Here is a 24,700-nt window from a genome sequence, read left to right as displayed (position 1 = left end):
CGTGAGCCGCGTGGGAGACTGGTGCACGTCATGATCAACGTGCACCAGCTCGAGGTCCGGGTCGGTGCCCGGCTCCTCATGGACAACGTCAGCTTCCGGGTCGGCCCGGGGGACAAGGTCGGTCTCGTCGGTCGCAACGGCGCCGGGAAGACCACCCTCACCAAGGTGCTCGCCGGCGACGTGCTGCCGGCCGCCGGCTCCGTCACCAACACCGGCGAGCTCGGCTACCTGCCGCAGGACCCCCGCGTCGGTGACCCGGACGTGATCGTGCGTGACCGGATCCTCTCCGCGCGCGGCCTCGACGACGCCGTACGACGGATGCGGGCCGCCGAGGTCGCGATGGCCTCCGACGACCCCGACGAGCGCGATAAGGCCTTCCGCAAGTTCCAGCGCGCCCAGGACGAGCTCGACGCCGGCGGTGGCTACGCCGCGGAGACCGAGGCGTTGCAGATCGCGCAGAGCCTGGGCATCCCGGACCGGCTGATGGAGCAGCCGCTGGGCACGCTGTCCGGCGGTCAGCGCCGTCGGGTGGAGCTGGCGCGGATCCTCTTCTCCAGCGCCGAGGTCCTCGTCCTCGACGAGCCGACCAACCACCTCGACGCCGACTCGATCACGTGGCTGCGGGACTGGATGAAGTCCTACAAGGGTGGCTTCATCGTGATCTCCCACGACAACGCGCTGCTCGAGCAGACCGTCAACAAGGTCTTCCACCTGGACGCCAACCGCGAGGTCATCGACATCTACAACATGGGGTGGAAGAACTACCTCACCCAGCGCGAGACCGACGAGGCCCGCCGCAAGCGTGAGCTGATGAACGCCCAGAACAAGGCGAAGACGCTCACCGACCAGGCCAACAAGATGCGCGCCAAGGCCACCAAGGCCAGCGCCGCGCAGCAGATGCTCAAGCGTGCCGAGCGCCTCATGGAGGGCGTCGAGGGCGAGCGCCAGGCCGAGAAGGTCGCGGCGATCAAGTTCCCCAGCCCGGCACCGTGCGGCAAGACGCCTCTCACGGCCCACGACCTGTCGCGCTCCTACGGCGCGCTGGAGGTCTTCACGGCGGTCGACCTCGCGATCGACAAGGGGTCGCGGGTCGTCATCCTCGGCCTCAACGGCGCGGGGAAGACCACCATGCTCCGCATCCTCGCGGGCGTCGACGAGCCGGACACCGGCGAGGTCGTGGCCGGTCACGGTTTGAAGGTCGGCTACTACGCCCAGGAGCACGAGACCCTCGACGTCGGTCGCAGCGTGCTGGAGAACATGCAGTCCGCGGCGCCCGAGCTCACCGACACCGAGGCGCGCTCGGTGCTCGGCTCCTTCCTCTTCACCGGCGACGACGTGCACAAGCCGGCCGGAGTCCTGTCCGGTGGCGAGAAGACCCGTCTCGCCCTTGCCTCACTCGTCGTCTCCGCAGCCAACGTCCTGCTGCTCGACGAGCCGACCAACAACCTCGACCCGGCCTCGCGCGAGGAGGTGCTCGGCGCGATCCGCCGCTATGAGGGCGCGATCGTGCTGGTCACCCACGACGAGGGCGCGGTGCACGCCCTCGAGCCCGACCGGGTGCTCATCCTCCCCGACGGCGTCGAGGACCTCTGGAGCCCGGACTACGCCGACCTGGTCTCGCTCGCCTGATCACTCGGTCGCGATGGCGGACAGCACGTTGAGCCTCGCAGCCCGGTGGGCGGGAATCACCGCCGCGAGGACACCCACCACCACTGCGATCACCAGGAAGACCGCCAGCTGTCCCAGTGGCACCGCCAGACTGGTCAGGTCGTCGGCGAGTGCACGCTGCAGCAGCACCCCGATGACCACGCCCAGCGCCATGCCGAGCGCAGCACCGAGGACGGCGATCGTGACCGACTCGAGCGTGATCATGCGCCGCAGCCTGCTCCGACTCATGCCCACGGCCCGGAGCAGCCCGACCTCCCGGGTCCGCTCGATGACGCTGAGTCCCAGCGTGTTCACGATGCCGATCACGGCGATGACGATGGCGAGCGCGAGCAGTCCGTAGATCATGTAGAGCAGTTGGTTGACCTGCCCGCGAATGCTCTCGGCGAACTCCTCCTTGTCATAGACGGCGACGATCGGGACGGCCTTCGCGGCCTCGTCGATCTCGTCGTAGACGCGGTCGGCATCGGCGCCGGGCGCGAGCAGGATGCTGAGGGCCGTGTCCTGCCGGACCACGCCGGCGTCGCCGAGCTGGTCCAGCGGCACGGTGACCGCACCCACGACCTCGGATCCTGCGCTGACGCCGACGATCGTGGGGGTGAGGGCGACCCCGCCCTGGAATCGCAGCTCGACCTTGTCGCCGAGGCCGACGTCGTACCTGTCGGCGAAGTCCTCGCTCACGACGGTCTGGTCCCCGGTCATCTCCTGGGTGCCGTCGATCATCTCGAGCTGGTAGACGTCGTCGAACTGGTCGTCGACGCCGGTGAGGTAGGCGGTGTCGTCACCGATCTTCGCCGTCGTGAACTGCTGGCGGCTCATCACGCCGACACCGTCGATCTGGCTGATCTCGTCGCCGATCTCGGTGGAGAACGGCAGGAAGGTCGTGCTCTGGACGAGGAGGTCGGAGGTGAACTGCTCGTCGACGAGGTCGTCGACCGACTTGTTGAGCGAGGCCGCCAGGACCCCGATGGTCGACACCAGAGCGAGGCCGATCATCAGCGCCGACGCGGTGGCTCCCGTCCGGCGAGGATCACGCAGCGCGTTCTCCCCTGCGAGCCGCCCCGTCGTGCCGAACAGGCCCGCGAAGAGGCTGCGGCAGGCGAGCAGCAGCGGCTTGCCGATCACCGAGCTGAGGACGGCGACGGTGAGGATCCAGATCACGGCGCCGATCCCGAGCCACAGCGTCTCCTTGCGGGCCACGCCATAGCCGGCCAGGACGGCGCCCATGGCGAGCAGGACGCTCCCGACGATCACCCGGCGGCGCAGACCACCGATCGCAGGTGCGGCATCGGCCCGCATCGCCGCTACCGGCGCGACCCTGCCGGCCCGCCGAGCCGGCAGCCAGGCCGCGGCCATGGTGACACCGATGCCGACCGCATAGCTGGTGATCGCGGCGTCGGCGGTGAGGTCGAGCGCACTCCCCGAGACATCGAGACCGACGACGCTGAGCAGCGCCGCGAGACCTCGGGCGAGGAGGAGGCCGAGGCCGATCGCGATCGTCGAGGCGACGACCGCCAGCACGAAGGCCTCGATCAGGACCGACCGGGACACCTGGCCGCGTGAGGCGCCGAGGGCCCGCAGCAGGGCCAGCTCGCGGCTGCGCTGGGCCACCAGGATCGTGAACGTGTTGACGATGATGAATCCACCGACGATCACCGCGATGATCGCGAAGACCGTCAGGAAGGTCTGGATGATGCCGAGGAACGACCCGATCGCGTCCTGGGACTCATCGGCGACCTGGTCGCCCGTCGCCGCCTCGAAACCGTCGGGCAGGACGGCCTGTGCGGCGTCGGCGAGCTCCTGCTGCGTGACGCCCTCGGCCGCGGTGAGGCTGACCCGGTTGAAGACGTCCTCGCCGTCGAAGAAGAGCTCCTGGGCGCCGGCGGTCGAGAAGATCAGCAGGGTCGCGCCTGCCGTGCCGCCGCCGTTGAACTCCGCCGTCCCGACCAGCCGGGCGGTCCTGTTCACGTCGCCGAACGGCGCCAGCAGCTCGACCTCGTCGCCGAGCTCGTAGCCACCGGCCTCGGCCGCCCCCTCGTCGAGCACGATCTCGTCGTTGGCCGTGGGCCACCGACCGGCGTCGAGGAACAGGATCTGCTCGCCGTCCATGTTGGGCGCGTCGTGGTAGTTGAACGACAGCGTGGGCGCGCCCGTGCCACCGACCAGGGTGCCGTCGCTGGCGAGCAGGTTGAGTCCGGCGCCGTAGATGTCACCGTCGGCGCGCTCGACCTCGGGCAGCTCGGCCAGCTCGGCGACCACGTCGGGGGTCAGCACCGCATCCGACTGGCCGGACATCCCGCCGCTGAACTCGTCGGTGTCCTGGGCGCGGACGACGCCGTCGGGCGTCGAGCCGTAGATGATCGAGTCGAAGGTGGTCGACAGTCCGTTGCTGAAAACGAGGACGCCGGCCAGGAAGGCCACGCCGATGACCACGGCCAGGCCGCTCATCAGCAACCTGACCTTGCGCGCGAGGAGGTTGCGCAGGGTGAGGCCGACCATGTCAGGCCTGCCCGTGGGCGCGGGCCTGCAGCGAGGTCATGTGCTCGAGAATCTGCTCGCGCGTGGGCGAGCGGAACTCGTCGACGATCCGGCCATCGGCGAGGAAGACCACCCGGTCGCAGTACGACGCCGCGACGGCGTCGTGGGTGACCATCACGATGGTCTGGTCGAACTCGTCCACGCTGCGGCGCAGGAAGCCGAGAACCTCCGCACCGGAGGTGCTGTCGAGGTTGCCGGTGGGCTCGTCGGCGAAAACGATCGACGGCTTGCTGACCAGGGCGCGGGCGCACGCGACGCGCTGCTGCTGGCCGCCCGACATCTCCGAGGGCTTGTGGCCCAGGCGGTCCCGCAGGCCGACCGTGTCGACCACGGTGTCGAACCAGCCCTGGTCCGGCTTCGCCCCGGCGAGACTCAGCGGCAGGAGGATGTTCTCGCGGGCGGTGAGCGTCGGGATCAGGTTGAAGGCCTGGAAGACGAAGCCGATCTCCTCGCGCCGCAGGGCGGTGAGGGCCTTGTCGCGCAGTCGGGACAGGTCGGTGTCACCGATCAGCACCTGCCCGGCGCTGGGGGTGTCCAGCGCGGCGAGGCAGTGCATCAGGGTTGACTTCCCCGACCCCGACGGCCCCATGATCGCGGTGAACTCGCCGCGCACCAGGTCGATGCTCACGCCGTCGAGGGCGCGGACCTCGGAGTCCCCCTCGCCATAGACCTTGTGCAGGTCGATCGCGCGGGCAGCAGCGCCGGAGTCAGCTCCGGAGTCAGCGCCGAGATCAGCGGGGGAGTGAGGAGGCAGGGGGGACCGGGCGGAGTGGGGGGCGTCCGTCATGGGCCCAGCCTGCCAAAGCCCCGCGCGCGCCGCATCGGGATTGGCCCCGACGCGCCCCTGACATCCGTAGGGTGTGCCGCATGGCCGCAGCGGCACGCTACGTGGGAGCGATCGACCAGGGCACGACCAGCACGCGCTTCATGGTGTTCGACCATGCCGGGGCGGAGATCGCCCGCCACCAGCTGGAGCACGAGCAGATCCTGCCGAGGGCCGGCTGGGTCGAGCACAATCCGCTGGAGATCTGGGAGCGGACGTCCGTCGTCGTGCAGACCGCGCTGGGCAAGGCGGGCCTGACAGCAGTAGACCTCGCCGCCGTCGGCATCACCAATCAGCGGGAGACGACGATCGTCTGGGACCGACGCACCGGTCGGCCGCTCACGAACGCCATCGTCTGGCAGGACACGAGGACCGACGCCATCGCCGCGGCGCTCGACCGCGACGGGCGTGGCGACACGATCCGCCACCGCGCCGGGCTGCCGCCGGCGACGTACTTCTCCGGCGGCAAGCTGCAGTGGATCCTCGAGAACGTGTCCGGTGCGCGGGAGGCGGCGGAGCGCGGCGACGCCCTCTTCGGGACGCCCGACACCTGGGTGCTGTGGAATCTCACCGGTGGTGTCGACGGCGGCGTGCACGTCACGGATGTCACCAACGCGAGCCGCACGATGCTGATGGATCTCGAGACGCTCCAGTGGGACGACGAGCTGCTCGGCTTCTTCGGCATCCCGCGGGCGATGCTCCCCGAGATCCGGGAGTCCTCGGCGACCACGCCGTTCGGTGTCACGCGCGTCCATGGCCCGTTCGCGGGCGAGGTGCCGATCACCGGCATCCTCGGTGACCAGCAGGCCGCCACGGTCGGGCAGGTCTGCTTCGCGCCCGGCGAGGCCAAGAACACCTACGGCACCGGCAACTTCATGCTGCTCAACACCGGCACGGAGATCGTCCGGTCCCGCTCGGGGCTGCTCACCACGCCGGCCTACCAACTGGGGGACGAGCCCTGCGTCTATGCGCTCGAGGGATCGATCGCGGTGACCGGCTCCGCGGTCCAGTGGCTGCGCGACCAGCTGGGCATCATCAGCGGCGCGGCCGAGTCCGAGTCACTCGCCCGCCAGGTGCCCGACAACGGCGGCGTCTACTTCGTGCCGGCCTTCTCGGGCCTCTTCGCGCCGCACTGGCGCTCCGATGCCCGCGGCGCGATCGTCGGGCTGTCGCGCTTCAACACCAACGCCCACGTGGCCCGCGCGACGCTCGAGGCGATCTGCTACCAGTCCCGCGACGTCGTCGAGGCGATGTGTGCCGACTCCGGCGTCGAGCTGGAGGTACTCAAGGTCGACGGTGGCGTCACGCTCAACAGCCTGTGCATGCAGATCCAGGCCGACGTCCTCGGCGTCCCGGTCAGCCGGCCGGTAGTTCCCGAGACCACCGCGCTCGGCGCGGCCTATGCCGCAGGTCTCTCCGTGGGCTACTGGTCATCGACCGACGAGCTGCGCCAGCATTGGCGTGAGGACGTCCGCTGGGAGCCCCAGTGGGACGAGGAACGGCGTACGAAGGGGTACGCCCAGTGGCAGAAGGCCGTGCAACGGACCCTGGACTGGGTGGAGGTACCCCACTGATGAAACCCGCAGCGCTCTCGCCCCGTGCCCGGACCGCGGCGCTCAGGCGGATGGCCACCCAGCATCTCGACGTCCTGGTGATCGGCGGTGGCGTCGTCGGCAGCGGTGCGGCGCTCGACGCTGCCACCCGCGGCCTGGCCGTCGGTCTGGTCGAGGCCCGCGACTTCGCCTCCGGTACGTCGAGCCGCAGCAGCAAGCTCATCCACGGCGGCCTGCGCTACCTGGAGATGCTGGACTTCCGTCTCGTCGCGGAGGCGCTGAAGGAACGCGGCCTGCTGATGCAGCGCCTGGCCCCGCACCTGGTCCGGCCGGTGCCCTTCCTCTACCCGCTCACCGGCCGAGGCTGGGAGCGTTGGTACGCCGGGTCCGGTGTCGCGCTCTATGACGCCATGTCGAAGGCCAGCGGCTATGGCGACCACATGCCGGTGCACCGGCACCTGAGTCGGCGCGGTGCCCGTAAGGCGTTCCCGTCACTGCGCAAGGACGCCCTGGTCGGCGCGATCCGCTACTACGACGCCCAGGTCGACGATGCGCGGCACACGATGTTCCTGGCCCGCACCGCCGCGACCTACGGTGCCGCGGTCGCCTCGCGGACCCGCGTGCTGGGCCTGATCAAGGAGAGCGAGCGCGTCGTCGGTGCCCACGTGATCGACCTCGAGACCGGGCGCCGCTTCGACATCCGGGCCTCCCAGGTCATCAACGCCACGGGTGTCTGGACCGACGAGACCCAGGCGATGGCGCGCGAGCGCGGGCAGTTCAAGGTCCGAGCCAGCAAGGGGATCCACCTGGTCGTGCCACGGGACCGGATCCGGGGGGAGACCGGCCTGATCCTGCGCACCGAGAAGTCGGTGCTGTTCGTGATCCCGTGGAAGCGGCACTGGATGATCGGCGCGACCGACACCGACTGGGAGCTGTCCAAGGACCACCCGGCCGCCAGCTCGCGCGACATCGACTACCTGCTGGAGCACGTCAACCGGGTGCTCGAGGTGCCGCTCACCCGTGATGACGTCGAGGGCGTCTTCGCCGGGCTGCGGCCGCTGCTGGCCGGCGAGTCGGCGGCGACCTCGAAGCTCTCGCGCGAGCACGCCGTGGCGCACAGCGTGCCGGGCCTGGTCGTCGTCGCGGGAGGGAAGTACACCACCTACCGCGTCATGGCGGCCGACGCCGTGGACGAAGCCGTCCACGGCCTGGAGTCCGTGCTCGGCCGCAAGGTCGGCGAGTGCGTCACCGAGACGGTGCCGCTCGTCGGCGCCGACGGCTACCAGGCGCTGTGGAACCAGCGGCGCACGCTCGCCGCCCAGTCGGGCCTGGCGGTCAATCGCGTCGAGCACCTGCTGGAGCGCTACGGCTCCCTGGTCCTGGAGGTGCTCGACCTCGTGGCAGCGGAGCCCGAGCTGGGCGAGCCGCTGCCCGGAGCCGAGGACTACCTCCAGGTCGAGGCCGTCTATGCGGTCACCCACGAAGGCGCACGCCACCTGGACGACATCCTGACGCGGCGGTTGCGGGTCTCGTTCGAGACCTTCGACCGCGGCGCCGCCGCCGCAGCGCACGTCGCGGACCTGGTGCGCGGCTACCTGCACTGGGACGTCGACCAGCACCAACGCGAGCTGGAGCACTACCTGAAGCGGGTCGAGGCGGAGCGGGAGAGCCAGCGACAGCCCGACGACCACACCGCCGACGCCGCACGCAAGGGGGCGCCGGACGTCGTACCGGTCTCGAGCGTCGCCGACTCCCTGGACGCCTAGCCACCTAGGCTCGAGCCATGGACCTGGGACTCGCCGACCGTGCCTATCTGCTGAGCGGAGCGACCAGGGGACTGGGACGGGCCACGGCCGCCGCGCTGGTCGCCGACGGCGCGCGGGTCGCGATCACGGGGCGCACGCCCCCGTCGGTCGAGACAACGGCCGCGGAGCTCGGCGCGCTCGCGACACCCGAGCAGGTCCTCGGCATCGTCGCCGACAACGGCGATCCCGGCACGGCGTCGCGCGTCGTCCGCGAGGTGACCGAGCGGTGGGGACGACTGGACGGCGCACTGGTCAGCGTCGGCGGCCCACCTCCCGGAGCGGTGACGGACATGAGCGACGAGCAGTGGAGCGACGCCTTCGCCTCGGTCTTCCTCGGGACCGTGCGACTCGCCCGCGAGGTGGCGGGCGCGCTCACGTCCGGCGGCTCGTTGGCCCTCGTGCTGTCCACCAGTGTCAAGCAGCCCATCGGCGGACTGGCGATCTCCAACGGGCTGCGACCCGGCCTCGCGATGGTCGCCAAGACCCTGGCCGACGAGCTCGGTCCCCGGGGCATCCGCGTCAACGGTCTGCTGCCGGGCCGGATCGGGACCGAGCGGGTCGCCGAGCTCGACGCGTCGACCGGTGATGCCGAGTCTGCGCGGGCAGCGGCCATCGCCACGATCCCGTTGGGACGCTACGGGGACCCGGAGGAGTTCGGCCGGGTCGCGGCGTTCGTGCTGTCGCCCGCCGCGTCGTTCCTGTCCGGCGTCATGCTGCCGGTCGACGGCGGGCTGTCCCGCTCCGTCTGAGCCCTGCTCTGAACGTTGGGCCGGCGGCGCTCACCCCGCGGACCGTTGCGTCGCTCGTCCCACGCCAGGTAGCCGAAGCCGCCGAGGGCGAGAACGCCGAAGAACCACCACTGCAGACCGTAGAAGAAGTGCGGCCCCTGGCCGAGCTCCGGCAGCTCGATCGGCTCCAGCGACTCCGCGGGCTCCGGGTCCTCGGACTTCAACGCCACGAATCCGGTGAAGACCTCGCGACCGATGGCCTCCCCGATCGGACCACTGGCGATGGCACGCGTCGAGAGGTCGTGGACCTCGGTGCTGCCGCCCGTCCCGTCCGCACGGACCCAGCCGGTGATCGTGACCGTCCCGGTCGGCGGCGCTGGCAGCTCGGCGTAGCCGATCTCCGGGTCGTCCGTCGCGAACCAGCCACGGTCCACCACGACCGTCGTGCCCTCCGCCGTGACGAGCGGTACGACGACCTCGACCCCGGGCGCCGAGTCGCGCGTGCGGTAGCGGACGACCACGGTGCTCGGGGCGTCGTACTCCCCGGTGGCGGTCACGAGGCGCCACTCGTCCTCCTCGGCCACGTCCTGGCCCGGAGCGAGGACCTGCTCGACCGGCACCGGCTCGCGCTCCTCGTTGGCGACGACGACGGCGTTGCGCTCCTTGCGGTCGTCCAGACGGCCGAACTGCCACTCGCCCAGCCACCACGTGCCGTAGCCGACCGCGAGGATCGCGAGGAAGAACAGGACCCAGCGTCGGCTCAGCAGGAACCGCCAGGAGGCCAACCACGAACGCACGTGATAACGGTAGGTCCTGCGCACTCTTCCGTGGACGTCGGTCCCCACCTGCCTATGCTGGAGTCGTGCAGCCGCTCATCGACCGCCACGGACGTGTCGCGACCGACCTCAGGGTCTCGCTGACCGACCGCTGCAACCTGCGCTGCACCTACTGCATGCCCGCCGAGGGACTGGACTGGATGCCCGGGGAGGAGCAGCTCTCCGACACCGAGCTGGTCCGTCTCATCGGGATCGCCGTCAGCCGCCTCGGCGTGACCGAGATCCGCTTCACCGGCGGCGAGCCGCTGCTGCGCCGCGGGCTCGTCGACATCATCGCCCAGGTCCGCGCCCTCGACAGCTCGGTCGAGATGTCGATCACCTCCAACGCGCTCGGCCTCGCCCGCACGGCGCCCGCACTCGCGGCGGCGGGCCTCGACCGGGTCAACGTGAGCCTCGACTCCGTGCGTCCCGACACCTTCCGCACGATCACGCGACGCGACCGCCTCGACGACGTCGTCGCCGGTCTCGCGGCCGCCGACGCGGCCGGCCTCGGCCCGGTCAAGGTCAATGCGGTCCTGATGCGCGGAGTCAACGACGATCAGGCGCCCGAGCTGCTGCAGTGGTGCCTCGAGCGCGGCTACCAGCTGCGCTTCATCGAGCAGATGCCGCTCGACGCCCAGCACGGCTGGGACCGCAACGCGATGGTCACCGCCGACGAGATCCTCGCCTCGCTGGAGCAGGCCTTCGACCTGAGCCCGGCCGTCGAGCCGCGGGGGAGTGCGCCCGCCGAGCTGTTCCGGGTCGACGGTGGGCCGGGCACGGTCGGGGTGATCGCCTCGGTCACCCGCCCGTTCTGCGGCGACTGCGACCGGGTCCGCCTCACCGCCGACGGCCAGGTCCGCGACTGTCTCTTCGCCCGCACCGAGTCCGATCTGCGCGGCCCGCTGCGCGCCGGCGCCTCGGACGACGAGCTCGCCGAGCGGTGGCAGACCGCGATGCTCGGCAAGGCCCCCGGGCACGGCATCGACGACCCGACCTTCCTCCAGCCCGACCGACCGATGTCGGCCATCGGCGGCTGAGGGAGGCTGACGGCGGGTCAGGCCCGGTGCGCCACCGTGTCCTTGAGGAAGCCCCGTGCTCCCAGGAAGTGCTCGAGCGACTCGCGGTGGACATCGCAGGCCAGCCAGATCTTGCGCCGGTCGGGGGTGTGGATGCGCGGGTTGTTCCACTGCAGCTGCCACCCGGCGGGCTCCCGGCACCCCTTCGCCGAGCACTGGTCGGGCTCAGCCACGGTCGGATCCTGCACCGAGCTGGCGCTGCGCGTCGCCCCCGCCGGTCAACGGCAGCTCCGTCGACCGGCTGTCGTTGGCGTTGGCCATGACCACGGCGACGTACGGCAGGATGATCGCTCCCGCGATCAGAAAGGGCCACAGCCAGTGCAGGCCGGCCGCGCCGCTGATGGCGGCACCGATGAAGCACAGGGTCCGGATCGTCATCGCGATCACGTACTTGCGCTGACGGCGGGCCAGATCAGCGTCGGGGCTCGTGCCGGCCGTGGTGATCCGGATCGCGTCGCCGTCGCCGGAGCGGGCAGGGCGCGAGGCAGGCATGCTGCCAGCCTACGCCGCGCACGGCGACGGGCCGCGCCCGCGGTCGTTCTCGGTAGGGTGCTCCCATGTCCAATCGCACCTACCGCATCAGCGAGATCGTCGGCACCTCCCCGGACGGCATCGACCAGGCGATCCGCAACGGCGTCTCGCGCGCCGGCCAGACCCTGCGCCACCTCGACTGGTTCGAGGTCTCCCAGGTACGCGGCCAGATCAAGGACGGTCAGGTCGAGCACTTCCAGGTCACCATGAAGGTCGGCTTCCGTCTCGAGGACGACGAGTAGGTCACCTCACCTCGCCCGCGCCCGGACTGGTCTGCGCGGGGTTTGTCGGACCCCTACAACGGATCTGGGCGAACTTGGTGCTCGCCGCCGGTGAGGCGCGCGTCGCGCGGCCACTAGCGTCGTTGGCGTGAGCGAACCCCGATCCGTCCTCATCACCGGCGGCAACCGCGGCATCGGCCGCGCCATCGCCGAGGCCTTCATCGCCGCGGGCGACAACGTGGCCGTCACCACCCGCAGCGGCGGCGCCCCCGAGGGCGCGCTGGAGATCAAGGCCGACATCACGGACCCGGCCGCCGTCGACGCCGCGTTCGCCGCGGCCGAGGCCGCCCACGGGCCGGTCGAGGTCCTCGTCGCCAACGCCGGCATCACCTCCGACACGCTGTTGCTGCGCATGTCGGACGAGGACTGGTCCAGCGTCGTCGACACCAACCTCACCGGCTCGTTCCGCCTCGCGCGACGTGCGGCCAAGGGCATGCTGCGTCTCAAGCGCGGCCGCATCGTCTTCGTCGGCAGCGTGGTCGGCCTGTTGGGCTCACCCGGCCAGGTCAACTACGCCGCGTCCAAGGCCGGTCTGGTCGGGATGGCGCGGTCGCTGGCACGTGAGCTCGGATCGCGTTCGATCACGGCCAACGTCGTGGCACCCGGCTATGTCGACACCGACATGACCGCGGTGCTCACCGACGAGCAGAAGGAAGGCATCCGGAGCCAGGTCCCCCTGGGCCGGTACGCCGACCCGGCGGAGGTCGCGGGAGCAGTGCTCTGGCTCGCGAGCCCGTCGGCGTCGTACGTCACCGGCGCAGTGATCCCTGTCGACGGCGGACTCGGAATGGGGCACTGACATGACTGAAGCGACCGACACCATCAACCCGAACGGCATCCTCGCCGGCAAGACCATCCTCGTCGCGGGCGTCACGCTCGACACGTCCATCGGCTTCGCCGTGGCGAAGTTCGCGCAGCAGCAGGGCGCGACGGTCCTCATCTCCAACTTCGGCCAGGCCCTGCGGATCACCCGCCGGATCGCCAAGCGCCTCCCGGTCCTGCCGCCGGTCCTCGAGCTCGACGTGACCGATGAGGACCACCTCGCCGGTCTCGCGGAGCAGGTCCGTGAACACCTCGGCTCCGATGCGCACCTCGACGGCGTCGTGCACTCGATCGCCTACGGCAACCCCGAGACCCTGCTCGGCGGCAAGTTCCTGACCGGGCCGTGGTCGGACGTGGCGCAGGCGGTCCAGGTGTCGGCGTACTCCCTGAAGTCACTGGCGATGGCGTGCAAGCCGTTGATGTCCGAGGGCGGGAGCGTCGTCGGTCTCACCTTCGACGCCTCGGTCGCCTGGCCGGTCTACGACTGGATGGGTGTGGCCAAGGCTGCGCTCGAGTCGACATCGCGTTACCTCGCCCGCGACCTGGGCCCCGACGGCATCCGGGTCAACCTCGTCTCCGCCGGCCCTCTCAAGACGCTGGCCGCCAAGGCGATCCCGGGCTTCGAGGAGCTGGACTCGATGTGGGAGCAGAATTCGCCGCTCGGTTGGGACAACGGTGACCAGCAGCCGACGGCTCGCGCTGTGTGCGCGCTGCTGTCCGACCTGTTCCCGGCCACGACCGGCGAGATCGTGCACGTCGACGGCGGATTCCACGCGATGGGTGCCTGAGCCTCCCGGATCGCACTGCTCAGACCGGGGTCCGGGGAGCCGATGGGACGGGGAACCGTCCCGGAAGGACTCCCCGAATGGCCCTTGTCCCGCGCGTCCTCGTCTCCCTGACCGCTGTGGCGGTCACCGCCGGTCTCGTCCTCGTCCCGTCGACGACGACCGCAGCCCCAGCCATCGCGGCCGCTGCCCCCAGCGCTGGCAGTGCGCCCAGCGCCGAGTGCACCCGGGCCCAGAGCTCCCTGGCCCGAGCCCGACGGAACAAGGTCGCCGCGGACCGGGCGGTCCTCAGGGCGAAGCGGGAGCTGCGGCGGGCGCAGCGCAACGACAGGCCCGCCAAGGTCACCAGGGCCAGGAAACGGAACCTCGCGGCGGCCAATCGGCGACGCGCGGTGGCCGCGCGCAGGGTCGTGCACTGGCAGGGCGTCAAGCGGTCCGCCTGCGCCCAGCCGGCCTCGGAGCCCGAGGTCCAGATCGGCCAGCAGCTCGACCTGCTCTCGCTGCTGCTCGGCGGGGGTGCCGTGGGCACGATCTCCGCGTCCCAGCTGGCAGTCCTGCTCGACAAGGTGCTGCCCGGCATCTCCGGCCACCTCGATCCCACGCAGCTCGCCGGAGTGCTCACCGGGTTCAACGCCGGCTCCGGACTCAGCCTCGGCCAGCTCACCAGCCTGCTCGGCGGCGGCTTCGACCCGGGCGACGTCGCGGACCTGCTGACCGGCTCGGCGGACCCTGCAGCGGTGCAGGAGTTCCTGACCAACATCGTCGGGCAGCTCAGCGCGCTCGGCGGGGGCACCCTGCCGCCCGCCCCGCTCGATCCCGCCCAGCTGCTCGCGCTGACCGACCTGCTGGCCGGCATCACCGGCAACCTCGGCCCGATCCAGCTCGGGGGCCTCCTGGCGCTGCTGGCCGCCGGGACGGGCGAGTCCGGCGCGCTGGACCTGGACGAGCTCACCACCCTCCTCGACGGGCTGCTCCCGGGCCTGGCCGACCAGTTCGACCCGAGCGAGCTGACGGCGCTGCTGTCCGCCTTCGACGCCGGCGCGCCGGGCGCTGCCGAGCTCGCCGACCTCCTCGGCGGGCTGTTCTCCCCGGAGCAGCTGCTGTCCGTCCTCGCCGGCACCCCGACGGATGCCCTCTTCGGTGAGGTCATCGCCCAGGTCCTCGGCCAGTTCGCGGCTGTCGCTGGAGGAAGCCTGCCCGTCATCGGGACCCTCGACCCCTCCGTGCTGACGGACCTGCTCGACACGGTGACCGGCCTGCTCGGTGGACTGCTCGGGGGCTCCGGCGGTGGCGGCGGCGAGGGCGGCAACCCGCTCTGCCAGATCCTGCCGATCCTGTGCTGAGCGGACACCCCTACGATGCGATCGTGCAGACCACGCGCCGGCTGGTGCTCCTTCGACACGCGCAGGCCGAGTCCTTCGCCGCCTCCGACGCCGAACGGCCGCTGACGGACCGGGGACGCGCTGACGCTGCCGAGCTCGGCCGGTGGCTCGCGGCGTCCGGACTGGTCGCGGACGAGGCGTGGGTGTCGGATGCGACCAGGACCCGCCAGACGTGGGCCGAGTTGGCGGCCACCGCCTCGTGGGCCGTCGCTCCCCACTACGACGGCAGCCTCTACGTCACCGACGAGGAGGGCGTGCTGGAGATCCTCCGGGCGACCGCCGACGAGGTCACCACGACCGTCGTGGTCGGGCACAACCCCACCATTGGCATGCTCACACAGCTCCTCGACGACGGCGACGGCGCGCCGGAGGACGGTCCCGAGGGCGGCAGCTTCCCGACCGCGACCGCCGCCGTGTTCGAGATCGCGGGGGAGTGGGCCGAGCTCGGCCCGATGAGTGGGCGGTTGACCCACTTCCACGTCGCGCGCGGCTGACCAGCCGCCGGTGGATCAGGCGCTCACACCGGTGGCGCGGGCGTGACGATGCCGGCCTCGGCGTCGGCGTCGACGACCTGCTCGCGGGTGATCCCGAGCAGATACATGATCGAGTCGAGGTAGGGCACGTTGAGAGAGGTGTCCGCGGCCTCCCGCACGACCGGTCGCGCGTTGTAGGCGATGCCCAGGCCCGCTGCGTCGAGCATGTCGAGGTCGTTGGCCCCGTCACCGATGGCGATGGTTGCGGCCTCGGAGACGCCGAGGTCGGCTGCGAACTCGCGCAGCGCGCGCGCCTTGCCGGCGCGGTCCACCACGTCGCCCACGACCTCGCCGGTGAGCCGGCCGTCGACGATCTCGAGGGTGTTGGCACGCGCCCGGTGGATGCCGAGGTCGGCCGCCAGCCGATCGGTGATCTGGCTGAATCCGCCCGAGACGATCGCGAACCGGTAGCCGAGGCGGCGCAGCGTCCGCACGAGGGTCCGCGCGCCGGGATTGACCACGATGGCGTCATAGACCTGGTCGATGACCGAGGCGTCGAGACCGGCGAGCAGCTTCACACGCGCCCGCAGCGACGCCTCGAAGTCCAGCTCGCCGCGCATCGCCCGCTCGGTGATGTCGGCGACCTCGGCGCCGTAGCCGGCGTGCTCGGCGAGCATCTCGATGACCTCGCCCTGGATCAGTGTCGAGTCGACGTCCATGACGATCAACCGGACCCCGTGGCGCAACAGACTGGCCGGTTGGACGGCGACGTCGACACCGAGCGTCGCAGCGTCGCGGGCGAGCAACGTCCGCAGCCGGTCGGGGGCAGCGCCGGAGACCTTGAGCTCGATGGCCGTCACCGGATAGCGGGCCATCCGCTCGATGCGGTCGATGTTGCCGCCCAGGTCGGCGATCCGGCCGGCGATGGCGGCCATGGCCGACGCCTTGAGTGGCGCGCCGATGAGCGTCACGTGCGCCCGCTCCTGCGCCCGCGAGCGGTTGTCGCCCTGACCCTTCTCGATGTCGACGCTCATGCCGAGCTCGTGCGCCGTCGCCTCCAGAGACCGGCGCAGCTTCTTGCCGTCGCGAGGCGCGGTCACGAGCACGCCGAGGACGAGCCGGCCCCGGATCAGCATCTGCTCGACGTCGACGACGGTCACTCCGGCGCGGGCGAGGGTCTCCAGCACGGCCGAGGTGACGCCGGGACGGTCGGTGCCGGTCACCGTGATCAGCAGGGTGTCGTGGACCTCGACGGGATCGTGTGTGCTCATCGCGGCTGCAGGCTATCGCCCCTCCGGCTCCTGGCGCGGCGGTGGCCAGCCGTCGGGCGAGCACGCAGCCGTCAGCGCCTGTCGGGCGGCCTGGGCGAGGGGGTCGATGGCCGCGCGGCGTCGCTCCGCCTCGCCGACCGACACCGCGCCTCCGTCGTCGGCCAGGGCCAGGTCGGTGACGGCGAGGAGGTGCAGCGCACGGGCGGCCAGGTCGACGCACACGGCCGGCGTGCCCGGCGGCGCCGAGAGCGCGACTCCGGCACGGAGGTCGATCAGCTCGTCCGCGACCTCGGGGCGCCAGGAGGCGACGTCGAGCGCGGCGAGGGCCCGGGCCGCCTCCAGGACGGCCGATCGCAGCCCCCGGTCGGCGGCTGCGAGGTCGGGTGGCGGCCGGCGTGCAGCGGGCAGGCGATCCCACTCGACGACCGGGCCGACGGCGCGGGGGACGAGCGCGCGGTCCGCGCCGAGGAGGAGCGCCGTCTCGCCCGCCTCGATCGCCGCGCCCGTCAGCTCCGCCGGTCCACGGAGTCCGCCAGGGTCCCCGGGCACGGGAAAAGCAGCGGCCACGGCCGTCGCTCCCTGACGTCGGGCGTCCGCGAGCTCGAGCAGGATCGGGACGCCACTCCCGTCCGCGACGACCTCGACGACGAGGTGCGCGAGGTCCCTGCCGCCGTCCAGGTCGTCGAGCAGGCCGTCGAGGAAGTCATCGGGACCGATCCGCCCCTCCAGCCACGCCGTTCCCCACCAGGCGAGGCGGGCAGAGGGCCGCAAGGAAGTCACGGCGGCACCCTATGACTGGATAAGGTGGCGCGCATGTCTGCCGTGCTCGAGCTCGCCGAGGTCACCGTGCGTCGCGGACAGGCCCTCCTGCTCGATCGGGTCAGCTGGGTCGTGCGCGAGGGAGAGCGCTGGGTGCTGCTCGGAGCCAACGGCGCCGGCAAGACCACCCTGATGCAGGTCGCAGCCGCCCAGATGTTCCCCAGCTCCGGTGCCGCCGGGATCCTCGGTGAGCTCATCGGCACCGTCGACGTCTTCGAGCTCCGTCCGCGCATCGGCGTCTCCAGCGCGGCGACCGCTGAGCTGATCCCCCGCGACGAGACGGTCCGCAACGTGGTGCTGTCGGCGTCGTACGCCGTGTTCGGCCGGTGGCGCGAGCAGTACGACGACGTCGACCACCGCCGGGCGGACGAGCTGCTCCGCGAAGTCGGTGTGACCCATCTCGCCGACCGCACGTTCGGCACCCTCAGCGAGGGTGAGCGCAAGCGGGTGCAGATCGCCCGCGCGCTGATGACCGACCCCGAGCTGCTGCTGCTCGACGAGCCGGCCGCCGGCCTGGACCTCGGTGGTCGGGAGGACCTGGTCTCGACGCTCTCGGTGCTGGCCTATGACACCGCCTCGCCCGCGACCGTGCTCGTCTCGCACCACGTGGAGGAGATCCCGCCCGGGTTCACCCACGTCCTGATGATCCGCGGTGGCCGGGTCGTCGCCCAGGGCCCGCTGGCGACCACGATGACCGCCGAGGCGCTGTCGGCGACCTTCGGCATGCCGCTGGTGCTCGAGCAGCACCCCGACGGCCGCTACGCGGCGCGGCGTCGACAGCACCGCAGCTCGGTGCCCGGGTGAGCGCACTGGAGCTCCTGGCGCTCTTCGTGGCCGGGATCGGTGCGGGCACGATCAACGCCGTCGTCGGCTCGGGGACGCTGATCACCTTCCCCACGCTCCTCGCGCTGGGAGTGCCGCCGGTGACGGCCAACATGTCCAACAGCCTCGGCCTCGTCCCCGGTTCGATCGCCGGCGCGATCGGCTATCGCCAGGAGCTGGTCGGCCAGCGTCGCCGGGTGCTGCGGTTGCTCGCCTTCTCGACGACGGGTGGCGTCATCGGTGCGGTGCTGCTGCTCCTGCTGCCGCCCGGCGCGTTCGAGGCCGTCGTCCCGGTCCTGATCCTGCTCGGCATCACCCTGGTCGTCTTCCAGCCCCGGCTCTCACGAGCGGTCGCCGCCCGCGCCGAGCGTCGCGCCGCCCCGGCCGACCGGCCGGACGACGACGGCGGCCTCGGGATCGGCGCCTGGTGGGTGCCGGTCGCCGTGCTCGGCACGGGCGTCTACGGCGGCTACTTCGGAGCCGCCCAGGGTGTGTTGCTGATGGGCATCCTCGGCATCGGGATCGCCGAGGGCCTCCAGCGGCTCAACGGCATCAAGAACGTCCTGGTCGCCGTCGTCAACGCGATCGCCGGCCTCCTCTTCGTGCTGGTCGCCGAGCTGGGCGACCTCGGCCCCGACGCTGAGGTCGACTGGCAGCTGGTCGCCGTCATCGCGGTGGGCGCCGTGATCGGCGGTTTCCTCGGTGCGGCTGTCGGGCGGCGTCTGCCCCCGCTCGTGCTGCGTGGGATCATCGTCACCGTCGGACTGGTCGCGGTCGTCGTGATCCTCGCCGGCTGACCGCACCACCCGAGCTGAGGAGATCGATGTCCGACCCGTCGTGGCAGGACCAGCCCGACCCGTTCAGCAAGCGGCCGCGAGCCGAGGAGACGCCGCCGGCGCCCTCGCCGTACCCGCCCTACGGGGAGCCGACCCAGGCCTACGGTCAGCCGCAGACCCAGCCCTACGGGCAGCCGTACGGGCAGCCCTACGGCCAGCCCTACGGAGCGGGCTACCCGGTGACGCCGACCAACGGGCTGGCCATCGCATCACTGGTCGTGAGCTGCATCGGCCTGGTCACGACCTGCTTCTACGGCTTCGGCGCACTGCCCGGCATCGTGGGCGCGATCCTCGGACACGTTGCGCGCGGCCAGATCCGCCGCACCGGCGAGGCGGGCGGCGGACTGGCACTGGCCGGCGTGATCGTCGGCTGGGCGACGCTCGCGCTCGTCGTGCTGTTCTTCGCCTTCATCATCGGCGTCTTCGTCGTCGCCGACGGCTACGACACCTACTGAGAGCCCCTGAGAGCTACTGTCCGCGGTTCTTCACCACGGCGAGGAGACCCGCCGCCACCGCGCCAACGGCGACGCCGGCCAGCAGGCCCGCGGCCGGCTTCGGGACCGCACCGCCCTTGAGCTCGGCGATGCCGGAGGCCGCGTCGGCGCCGTCCACCGCGACGCCGACCAGGGTCAGGTTGCGGCGCAGGCTGCCCCGCGACGCCAGCGTCACCGCGCCGAGAGCGATCTCGCGGGCGCCGAACATGCGGCCGAAGAAGCTCAGCTGCGGGTTGCGGGCCGGGTCGAGGCCGAAGGCCTTCGCGGTCGGTCCGGGGGCGACGAGGGCGCCGATGCCGATGAGGATGCGGCCGAGTGAGAGGCCGGTCACAGGATCCATGGCCCGGAGACTAGCGGCTGGCGAGGACGTAGGCGTCCAACCACAGGAGGATCTCCCGATAGGCCCGGTGACGGGGCTCCGAGCACGACAGCACGACGTCGTGGACGGCCCCTGGCACGGCCACGAAGGTGACGTGCGGACCGACCGCCGTCGCCCAACGCCGGATCTGTCCCACGTCGAGCACGATGTCGGAGGAGAAGACGTCGTCGGTCATGCTCGCGGGCGTCGTGCTCCGGTCGGAGGCGAGGACGAGGACGGGCGCGGGGACGTCGAGTCCGGCCTGCAGGCGGGCGTGACCCCGACGGATGGCCCGCAACCAGCCGAAGCGGACCGGGAACGACTCGATCGGCTTCCAGCGCAGGTCGAACTCCCACTCGCCCTCGTGCTCGCGGTGGAGACTGCGGGCGTAGTGGCCGCTGACCTCGCGCGGGAACATCCGCATCGGCTGGCGCCGACCGACCTGGTCGAGCAGCGCGGTCGCCGCCGGAGACCGCATCCACGCCTTGCCCTGCAGGTCGAACCATGGCGAGTTCAGGATCAGGCCCGCCAGCTCCGGCGGACGGCGCGCGTGCGCCCAGAGCGAGCAGACGAGGCCGCCGGTGGAGTGGGCCGAGAGCACGACCTGGTCGTGGCCGTCGCGGCGGGTGATCCGTTCCCAGGCCGCATCCAGCTCCTCGAAGTACTCATCGAGGTCGGCCACATAGGTCGCGGACTGGTGGCTACGGATCGAGCGGCCGTACTTGCGCAGATCGAGGCCATAGGCGTCGTGGCCGCGCTCGGCCCACCAGTCGGCGTACTCGGTGTGGAAGAAGTAGTCCGAGAAGCCATGGACGTGCAGCACCGCGCGCGAGGTGGTGGCCGCGGACGGCCGGCTGATGAGGGTGGCGACGACGTCGCCCTCGAAGTCGGCGCGCAGGTCGATCGTCTCCGCCAGCCACGGCTCCCCGAGCACGTCGGTGACCAGGCCCTCCGGCGGTCCCGGCCGCTTCGCCTCGCTCATGGCGCGAGGCTACCTGCGTAGGCTGAGGCGATGCAGTCGGCCCGGGACGAGCGCACCCTCGCCTCGCTGCACGCCCGTCTGCAGGAGCGGGCCCGGATGCCGGAGCTCCCCGCCGGATGGCGCCACGAGTCGGCGGTGCTGGCCGCTCACGGTGTCGCCTACGGGGGCGACTTCATCGTGGCGGCGGTGGACGCCGACCGGCACCTGCACATGGTGCTCGTCGACGTCTGCGGCAGTGGCGAGGCGGCTGTGCCGGCTGCACTGCAGTTCGCAGGCGCCCTGCAGAGCCTCATCGGGGCGGTGCCGCCCGGCGACCTCCTGGTCGCCGCGAACGCATTCCTCCTCCGGCAGCCGTCCGACGAGAGCCTGGCGACCGCGGTGCAGGTCGAGGTCGACCTGGACACCGGCGCCTACGGCATCAGGAGCGCCGGCCACCCACCGGCGTTGAGATGGTCCGCCGCCGCGGCGGAGTGGCTCGTGGACAACGCGCGCGGCACCGCACTCGGGGTCACCTCGACGATCGACATCGTCCAGAGCACCGGTGTGCTGGCACCGGGCGAGGCGCTGATGTTCTACACCGATGGCGTGGTCGAGTCCCGCTCCGCCGACATCGACGAGGGCGTCGAGTGGCTCCGTGCCACGGCCCGCGACGCAGTGTCGACCTCCTGGTCCGGCGCCTGTCGACGCATCGTCGACCTCGTCGCCCGGGGCGACGACGACCGCGCCGTCCTGGTGCTGCAACGCGCCTGACCTGTCCCCGGGGCGCACGGAATAGGGGAGAGCGGCGTCGCGTTGACGATAGATGACATGGCAACTACATTGGACGATGTGCAGGAGACTCCCATGGGCATCCAGATCGGCATCTTCACCGTCGGTGACGTGACTCCCGACCCGACCACCGGGCGGACGCCCACCGAGCACGAGCGCATCAAGGCGACGGTCGAGATCGCGAAGAAGGCCGAGGAGGTGGGCCTCGACGTCTTCGCGACCGGCGAGCACCACAACCCACCCTTCATCGCTTCGAACCCGACGGCGACGCTCGCCTACATCGGCGCGCTCACCGAGCGGATCATCCTGTCGACCGCGACCACGCTGATCACGACGACCGACCCCGTCCTCATCGCCGAGGACTACGCCAAGCTGCAGCACCTCACCGACGGCCGCAACGACCTGATGATGGGGCGCGGCAACACCGGTCCCGTCTACCCGTGGTTCGGCAAGGACATCCGCCAGGGGATCAACCTCGCGATCGAGAACTACGCCCTGCTGCGCCGCCTGTGGAGCGAGGAGGGGGACAACGGAGTCGACTGGGAGGGCCGTTTCCGTACGCCCCTCCAGGGCTACAGCTCCACCCCGCGCCCGCTCGCCGGCGTCGCTCCCTTCGTGTGGCACGGCTCGATCCGCAGCCCGGAGATCGCGGAGCAAGCGGCCTATTACGGCGACGGCTACTTCCACAACCACATCTTCTGGCCGGCCTCGCACGCCGCGCAGATGGTCAACCTCTACCGCGAGCGCTTCGAGCACTACGGCCACGGCCGCGCCGACCAGGCCATCGTCGGCCTCGGCGGGCAGATCTTCATGCACAAGGACAGTCAGGAGGCCGTCCGGCAGTTCCGGCCCTACTTCGACAACGCCCCGGTCTACGGACACGGCCCGACGCTCGAGGAGTTCACCGAGCACACGCCACTCACCGTGGGCTCACCGCAGCAGGTCCTCGAGCGCACCCTCTCCTTCCGGGAGTACGCCGGCGACTACCAGCGCCAGCTGTTCCTGGTCGACCACGCCGGGCTCCCGCTCAAGACCGTCCTCGAGCAGCTGGACCTGCTGGGCGAGATCCTGCCGGAGCTCCGCAAGGGCTTCGCGGAGGGTCGCCCGGACCACGTCCCGGACGCTCCGACCCACGCCTCGCTGGTCGCGGCGGCGACGCCGGTGCAGGTCGACGCATGAGCACCCGTCGCGTCGTCGTCGTGTCGGCCGGCCTGTCGGTCCCGTCGTCGACGAAGCTCCTCGCCGACCAGCTCGGGACGGCCGTCGCTCGCGCCGTCGAGGCTCGCGGCGCCGAGGTCGAGGTGCGTCACATCGAGCTGCGGCCCCTTGCCCACGCCCTCGCCGACCACCTGCTCACCGGTTTCGCGACCGGTGACCTCGCGGAGGTGCTGGGCGCGGTCCGGTCGGCCGACGCGCTGGTCGTCGTGACGCCCGTGTTCTCGGCGTCGTACTCGGGTCTGTTCAAGATCTTCTTCGACGTGCTCGAGCGGGGTGCCATCGACGGGACGCCGGTGATCGTGGCAGCGACCGCCGGCACGCCGCGGCACAGCCTGGTCCTCGACCACGCCCTGCGCCCGCTCTTCTCGCACCTGCGGGCCAGCATCGTCCCCACCGGCGTCTTCGCCGCCAGCGAGGACTTCGGGGACTCGTTGCTGGAGAAGCGGATCGACCAGGCGGCCGCCGAGCTGGCGGCGCTGATCACGATCGGCTCCGGGGACCAGCCCGTCGTCGCCGCGCGCCGCAGCGTCGAGGACGAGCTCGCTGCGCCCACGCCGTTCGAGCGGCTCCTGCGAGAGGCCGGCGGCGACTCCGTGCGTTGACCGTGACAGCGCTGCTGGCACGATGGGCTCCGTCGTCAGGAGAGGCCCCCGCGAGGGCCACCAGGAGAGGAGTGCCATGCGCCGCAGCGTCTTCAGCGAGGAGCACGAGGACTACCGCAAGACCATCCGGAGCTTCCTCGAGTCCGAGGTGCTCCCGCACTACCAGGAGTGGTACGACGCCGGCCAGGTGCCGCGTGAGCTCTACACCAAGCTCGGCGACCTCGGGGTCTTCGGCATCGAGGTTCCCGAGGAACACGGCGGCGCCGGCATCCACTCGTTCAAGTTCTCGGCGATCCTGACCGAGGAGGCGACCCGCGCCGGCATTCACCTCGGCGGCTCCGGCGTGCACGTCGAGCTGTGCCTGCCCTACCTGCTCAAGCTGGGCACGGAGGAGCAGCTGAAGCGCTGGATGCCCGGCTTCGTCTCCGGCGAGGAGATGTGGGCGATCGCGATGACCGAGCCCGGCACCGGCTCCGACCTCGCCGGCATGCGCACCTCGGCGGTCCGCGACGGCGACCACTACGTGCTCAACGGTGCCAAGACCTTCATCACCGGCGGCGTGCTCGCCAACCGGGTCATCGTGTGCGCCCGCACCTCGCCGCCACTCGAGGACAACCGGCGCTTCGGCATCTCGCTGTTCTGCGTCGACACCTCCTCGGAGGGCTGGGCGGTCGGCCGCAAGCTCGACAAGATCGGGCTGCGGGTCTCCGACACCGCCGAGCTGTCGTTCACCGACGTCCGGGTGCCGGCGGAGGACCTGCTGGGCGAGGAGAACGAGGGCTTCTCCTACCTGGGCCAGAACCTGCCGCAGGAGCGCCTCGGCATCGCCTACCACGCCTACGCGCAGGCGGCCGCCGCGATCCGCTTCACGAAGGCCTATGTCGAGGACCGCAAGGTGTTCGGCACCACCGTGGCGTCCTTCCAGAACACCAAGTTCGAGCTCGCCGCCTGCCAGACCGAGGTCGACGCGGCCGAGGCCGTCTGCGACCGCGCGCTGGAGGCGCACGACGCCGGCGAGCTCTCGGCGGTCGATGCCGCCTCGGCGAAGCTCTTCTGCACCGAGGTCGCCGGTCGCGTCATCGACCGCTGCCTGCAGCTGCACGGCGGCTACGGCTACATGAACGAGTACCCCATCGCCCGGCTCTACGCCGACACCCGCGTGACCCGGATCTACGGCGGCACGTCGGAGGTCATGAAGACGATCATCGCCAAGTCGATGGGGCTCTGACGGAGTCGCTCGCGCGCGGCGG

General features: G+C 71.3%; 26 protein-coding genes. 17 read left to right on the top strand and 9 right to left on the bottom strand.

Annotation, left to right across the window (positions count from 1 at the left end; all coding sequences use genetic code 11):
• The first annotated feature begins 30 nt into the window (after positions 1-30).
• The gene (locus E9934_RS09520; protein ID WP_136562668.1) at positions 31-1,629 is read left to right on the top strand and encodes an ABC-F family ATP-binding cassette domain-containing protein; all 1,599 of its coding nucleotides are present in this window, start codon (positions 31-33) and stop codon (positions 1,627-1,629) included.
• Here the strand turns inward: E9934_RS09520 and E9934_RS09515 are convergent, their stop codons facing one another.
• A complete protein-coding gene (locus tag E9934_RS09515; protein ID WP_136562667.1) occupies positions 1,630-4,164 on the bottom strand; it encodes an ABC transporter permease in 2,535 nt (844 codons plus the stop codon).
• Position 4,165: 1 nt separating this feature from the next.
• Positions 4,166-4,990 (bottom strand): ABC transporter ATP-binding protein, encoded by an 825-nt coding sequence (locus tag E9934_RS09510; protein ID WP_136562666.1) that lies wholly within the window; start codon positions 4,988-4,990, stop codon positions 4,166-4,168.
• Between the two features lie 80 nt (positions 4,991-5,070).
• Here E9934_RS09510 and glpK point away from each other — a divergent pair, with 80 nt between their 5' ends.
• The 3 genes from glpK to E9934_RS09495 are packed head-to-tail and all read left to right on the top strand — an operon-like array spanning position 5,071 to position 9,133.
• On the top strand, positions 5,071-6,600 hold the full coding sequence (gene glpK / locus E9934_RS09505; RefSeq protein ID WP_136562665.1) for a glycerol kinase GlpK: 1,530 nt from the start codon (positions 5,071-5,073) through the stop codon (positions 6,598-6,600).
• Positions 6,601-6,650: 50 nt separating this feature from the next.
• Positions 6,651-8,345 carry a glycerol-3-phosphate dehydrogenase/oxidase gene (locus E9934_RS09500; RefSeq protein WP_238694867.1) on the top strand — a complete coding sequence of 565 codons (1,695 nt, stop codon included), beginning with the start codon at positions 6,651-6,653 and terminating at the stop codon, positions 8,343-8,345.
• 17 nt (positions 8,346-8,362) lie between these two features.
• Complete coding sequence (locus E9934_RS09495; RefSeq protein ID WP_136562663.1) at positions 8,363-9,133, top strand: SDR family oxidoreductase; 771 nt, start codon at positions 8,363-8,365, stop codon at positions 9,131-9,133.
• Here E9934_RS09495 and E9934_RS09490 read toward each other — a convergent pair.
• Positions 9,019-9,909: an SURF1 family cytochrome oxidase biogenesis protein gene (locus tag E9934_RS09490; protein WP_238694866.1), complete on the bottom strand. Its 891-nt coding sequence runs from the start codon at positions 9,907-9,909 to the stop codon at positions 9,019-9,021. The two genes, E9934_RS09495 and E9934_RS09490, sit on opposite strands and share 115 nt — an antisense overlap.
• 65 nt (positions 9,910-9,974) lie before the next feature.
• On the opposite strand from E9934_RS09490, the gene moaA reads away from it, so the two are divergent.
• The gene (gene moaA / locus E9934_RS09485) at positions 9,975-10,967 is read left to right on the top strand and encodes a GTP 3',8-cyclase MoaA (RefSeq protein WP_136562662.1); all 993 of its coding nucleotides are present in this window, start codon (positions 9,975-9,977) and stop codon (positions 10,965-10,967) included.
• Positions 10,968-10,984: 17 nt separating this feature from the next.
• Here moaA and E9934_RS09480 read toward each other — a convergent pair whose 3' ends face one another.
• Both E9934_RS09480 and E9934_RS09475 read right to left on the bottom strand, forming a co-directional pair.
• Entirely contained in the window at positions 10,985-11,179 is a 195-nt protein-coding gene (locus E9934_RS09480) for an acetone carboxylase (RefSeq protein WP_238694865.1), read from the bottom strand.
• Complete coding sequence (locus E9934_RS09475; protein WP_136562660.1) at positions 11,172-11,498, bottom strand: DUF3099 domain-containing protein; 327 nt, start codon at positions 11,496-11,498, stop codon at positions 11,172-11,174. Before E9934_RS09475 ends, E9934_RS09480 begins: the two co-directional genes overlap by 8 nt.
• A gap of 65 nt (positions 11,499-11,563) precedes the next feature.
• Between E9934_RS09475 and E9934_RS09470 the strand changes: the two genes are divergently transcribed.
• The 5 genes from E9934_RS09470 (at position 11,564) to E9934_RS09450 (ending at position 15,301) form a co-directional block, all read left to right on the top strand.
• Positions 11,564-11,779, top strand: coding sequence for a dodecin (locus E9934_RS09470; RefSeq protein WP_136562659.1), 216 nt, complete (start codon positions 11,564-11,566; stop codon positions 11,777-11,779).
• 127 nt (positions 11,780-11,906) lie between these two features.
• The gene (fabG, locus tag E9934_RS09465; protein WP_136562658.1) at positions 11,907-12,617 is read left to right on the top strand and encodes a 3-oxoacyl-ACP reductase FabG; all 711 of its coding nucleotides are present in this window, start codon (positions 11,907-11,909) and stop codon (positions 12,615-12,617) included.
• A 1-nt stretch (position 12,618) separates the two neighbouring features.
• The gene (gene fabI / locus E9934_RS09460) at positions 12,619-13,428 is read left to right on the top strand and encodes an enoyl-ACP reductase FabI (protein WP_136562657.1); all 810 of its coding nucleotides are present in this window, start codon (positions 12,619-12,621) and stop codon (positions 13,426-13,428) included.
• Between the two features lie 77 nt (positions 13,429-13,505).
• Positions 13,506-14,768, top strand: coding sequence for a hypothetical protein (locus E9934_RS09455; protein ID WP_136562656.1), 1,263 nt, complete (start codon positions 13,506-13,508; stop codon positions 14,766-14,768).
• A 23-nt stretch (positions 14,769-14,791) separates the two neighbouring features.
• Positions 14,792-15,301, top strand: coding sequence for a SixA phosphatase family protein (locus tag E9934_RS09450; protein ID WP_136562655.1), 510 nt, complete (start codon positions 14,792-14,794; stop codon positions 15,299-15,301).
• Between the two features lie 23 nt (positions 15,302-15,324).
• Here the strand turns inward: E9934_RS09450 and serB are convergent, their stop codons facing one another.
• Together serB and E9934_RS09440 are read right to left on the bottom strand one after the other, a co-directional pair.
• A complete protein-coding gene (serB, locus tag E9934_RS09445; protein ID WP_136562654.1) occupies positions 15,325-16,551 on the bottom strand; it encodes a phosphoserine phosphatase SerB in 1,227 nt (408 codons plus the stop codon).
• A gap of 12 nt (positions 16,552-16,563) precedes the next feature.
• Complete coding sequence (locus E9934_RS09440; protein WP_136562653.1) at positions 16,564-17,331, bottom strand: hypothetical protein; 768 nt, start codon at positions 17,329-17,331, stop codon at positions 16,564-16,566.
• A 33-nt stretch (positions 17,332-17,364) separates the two neighbouring features.
• Between E9934_RS09440 and E9934_RS09435 the strand changes: the two genes are divergently transcribed.
• Genes E9934_RS09435 through E9934_RS09425 form a run of 3 tightly spaced genes read left to right on the top strand, consistent with a single transcriptional unit; the run spans position 17,365 to position 19,483 of the window.
• Positions 17,365-18,174: an ABC transporter ATP-binding protein gene (locus E9934_RS09435; RefSeq protein ID WP_136562652.1), complete on the top strand. Its 810-nt coding sequence runs from the start codon at positions 17,365-17,367 to the stop codon at positions 18,172-18,174.
• Complete coding sequence (locus E9934_RS09430) at positions 18,171-18,989, top strand: sulfite exporter TauE/SafE family protein (RefSeq protein WP_136562651.1); 819 nt, start codon at positions 18,171-18,173, stop codon at positions 18,987-18,989. The genes E9934_RS09435 and E9934_RS09430 overlap by 4 nt, the downstream gene beginning before the upstream one ends.
• Positions 18,990-19,015: 26 nt before the next feature.
• Positions 19,016-19,483, top strand: a complete 468-nt coding sequence (locus E9934_RS09425; RefSeq protein WP_136562650.1) for a DUF4190 domain-containing protein — start codon at positions 19,016-19,018, stop codon at positions 19,481-19,483.
• A 13-nt stretch (positions 19,484-19,496) separates the two neighbouring features.
• Here E9934_RS09425 and E9934_RS09420 read toward each other — a convergent pair whose 3' ends face one another.
• Both E9934_RS09420 and E9934_RS09415 read right to left on the bottom strand, forming a co-directional pair.
• Positions 19,497-19,862, bottom strand: a complete 366-nt coding sequence (locus tag E9934_RS09420; protein ID WP_136562649.1) for a DUF4267 domain-containing protein — start codon at positions 19,860-19,862, stop codon at positions 19,497-19,499.
• Positions 19,863-19,872: 10 nt separating this feature from the next.
• On the bottom strand, positions 19,873-20,862 hold the full coding sequence (locus tag E9934_RS09415) for an alpha/beta hydrolase (protein ID WP_238694864.1): 990 nt from the start codon (positions 20,860-20,862) through the stop codon (positions 19,873-19,875).
• Between the two features lie 30 nt (positions 20,863-20,892).
• Between E9934_RS09415 and E9934_RS09410 the strand changes: the two genes are divergently transcribed.
• The 4 genes from E9934_RS09410 to E9934_RS09395 all read left to right on the top strand — a co-directional run bounded on the left by E9934_RS09410 (position 20,893) and on the right by E9934_RS09395 (position 24,678).
• A complete protein-coding gene (locus E9934_RS09410) occupies positions 20,893-21,612 on the top strand; it encodes a PP2C family protein-serine/threonine phosphatase (RefSeq protein ID WP_136562648.1) in 720 nt (239 codons plus the stop codon).
• A gap of 99 nt (positions 21,613-21,711) precedes the next feature.
• Complete coding sequence (locus tag E9934_RS09405) at positions 21,712-22,809, top strand: LLM class flavin-dependent oxidoreductase (RefSeq protein ID WP_136562861.1); 1,098 nt, start codon at positions 21,712-21,714, stop codon at positions 22,807-22,809.
• On the top strand, positions 22,806-23,450 hold the full coding sequence (locus E9934_RS09400; RefSeq protein WP_136562647.1) for an FMN reductase: 645 nt from the start codon (positions 22,806-22,808) through the stop codon (positions 23,448-23,450). The genes E9934_RS09405 and E9934_RS09400 overlap by 4 nt, the downstream gene beginning before the upstream one ends.
• A gap of 76 nt (positions 23,451-23,526) precedes the next feature.
• A complete protein-coding gene (locus E9934_RS09395) occupies positions 23,527-24,678 on the top strand; it encodes an acyl-CoA dehydrogenase family protein (protein ID WP_136562646.1) in 1,152 nt (383 codons plus the stop codon).
• Positions 24,679-24,700 lie beyond the last annotated feature (22 nt).

This window comes from Nocardioides caeni (genome assembly GCF_004912195.1).
Classification (GTDB): domain Bacteria; phylum Actinomycetota; class Actinomycetes; order Propionibacteriales; family Nocardioidaceae; genus Nocardioides; species Nocardioides caeni.
Note: the sequence above shows the minus strand (reverse complement) of the source record. Positions and strands in the feature narration are given on the sequence as shown.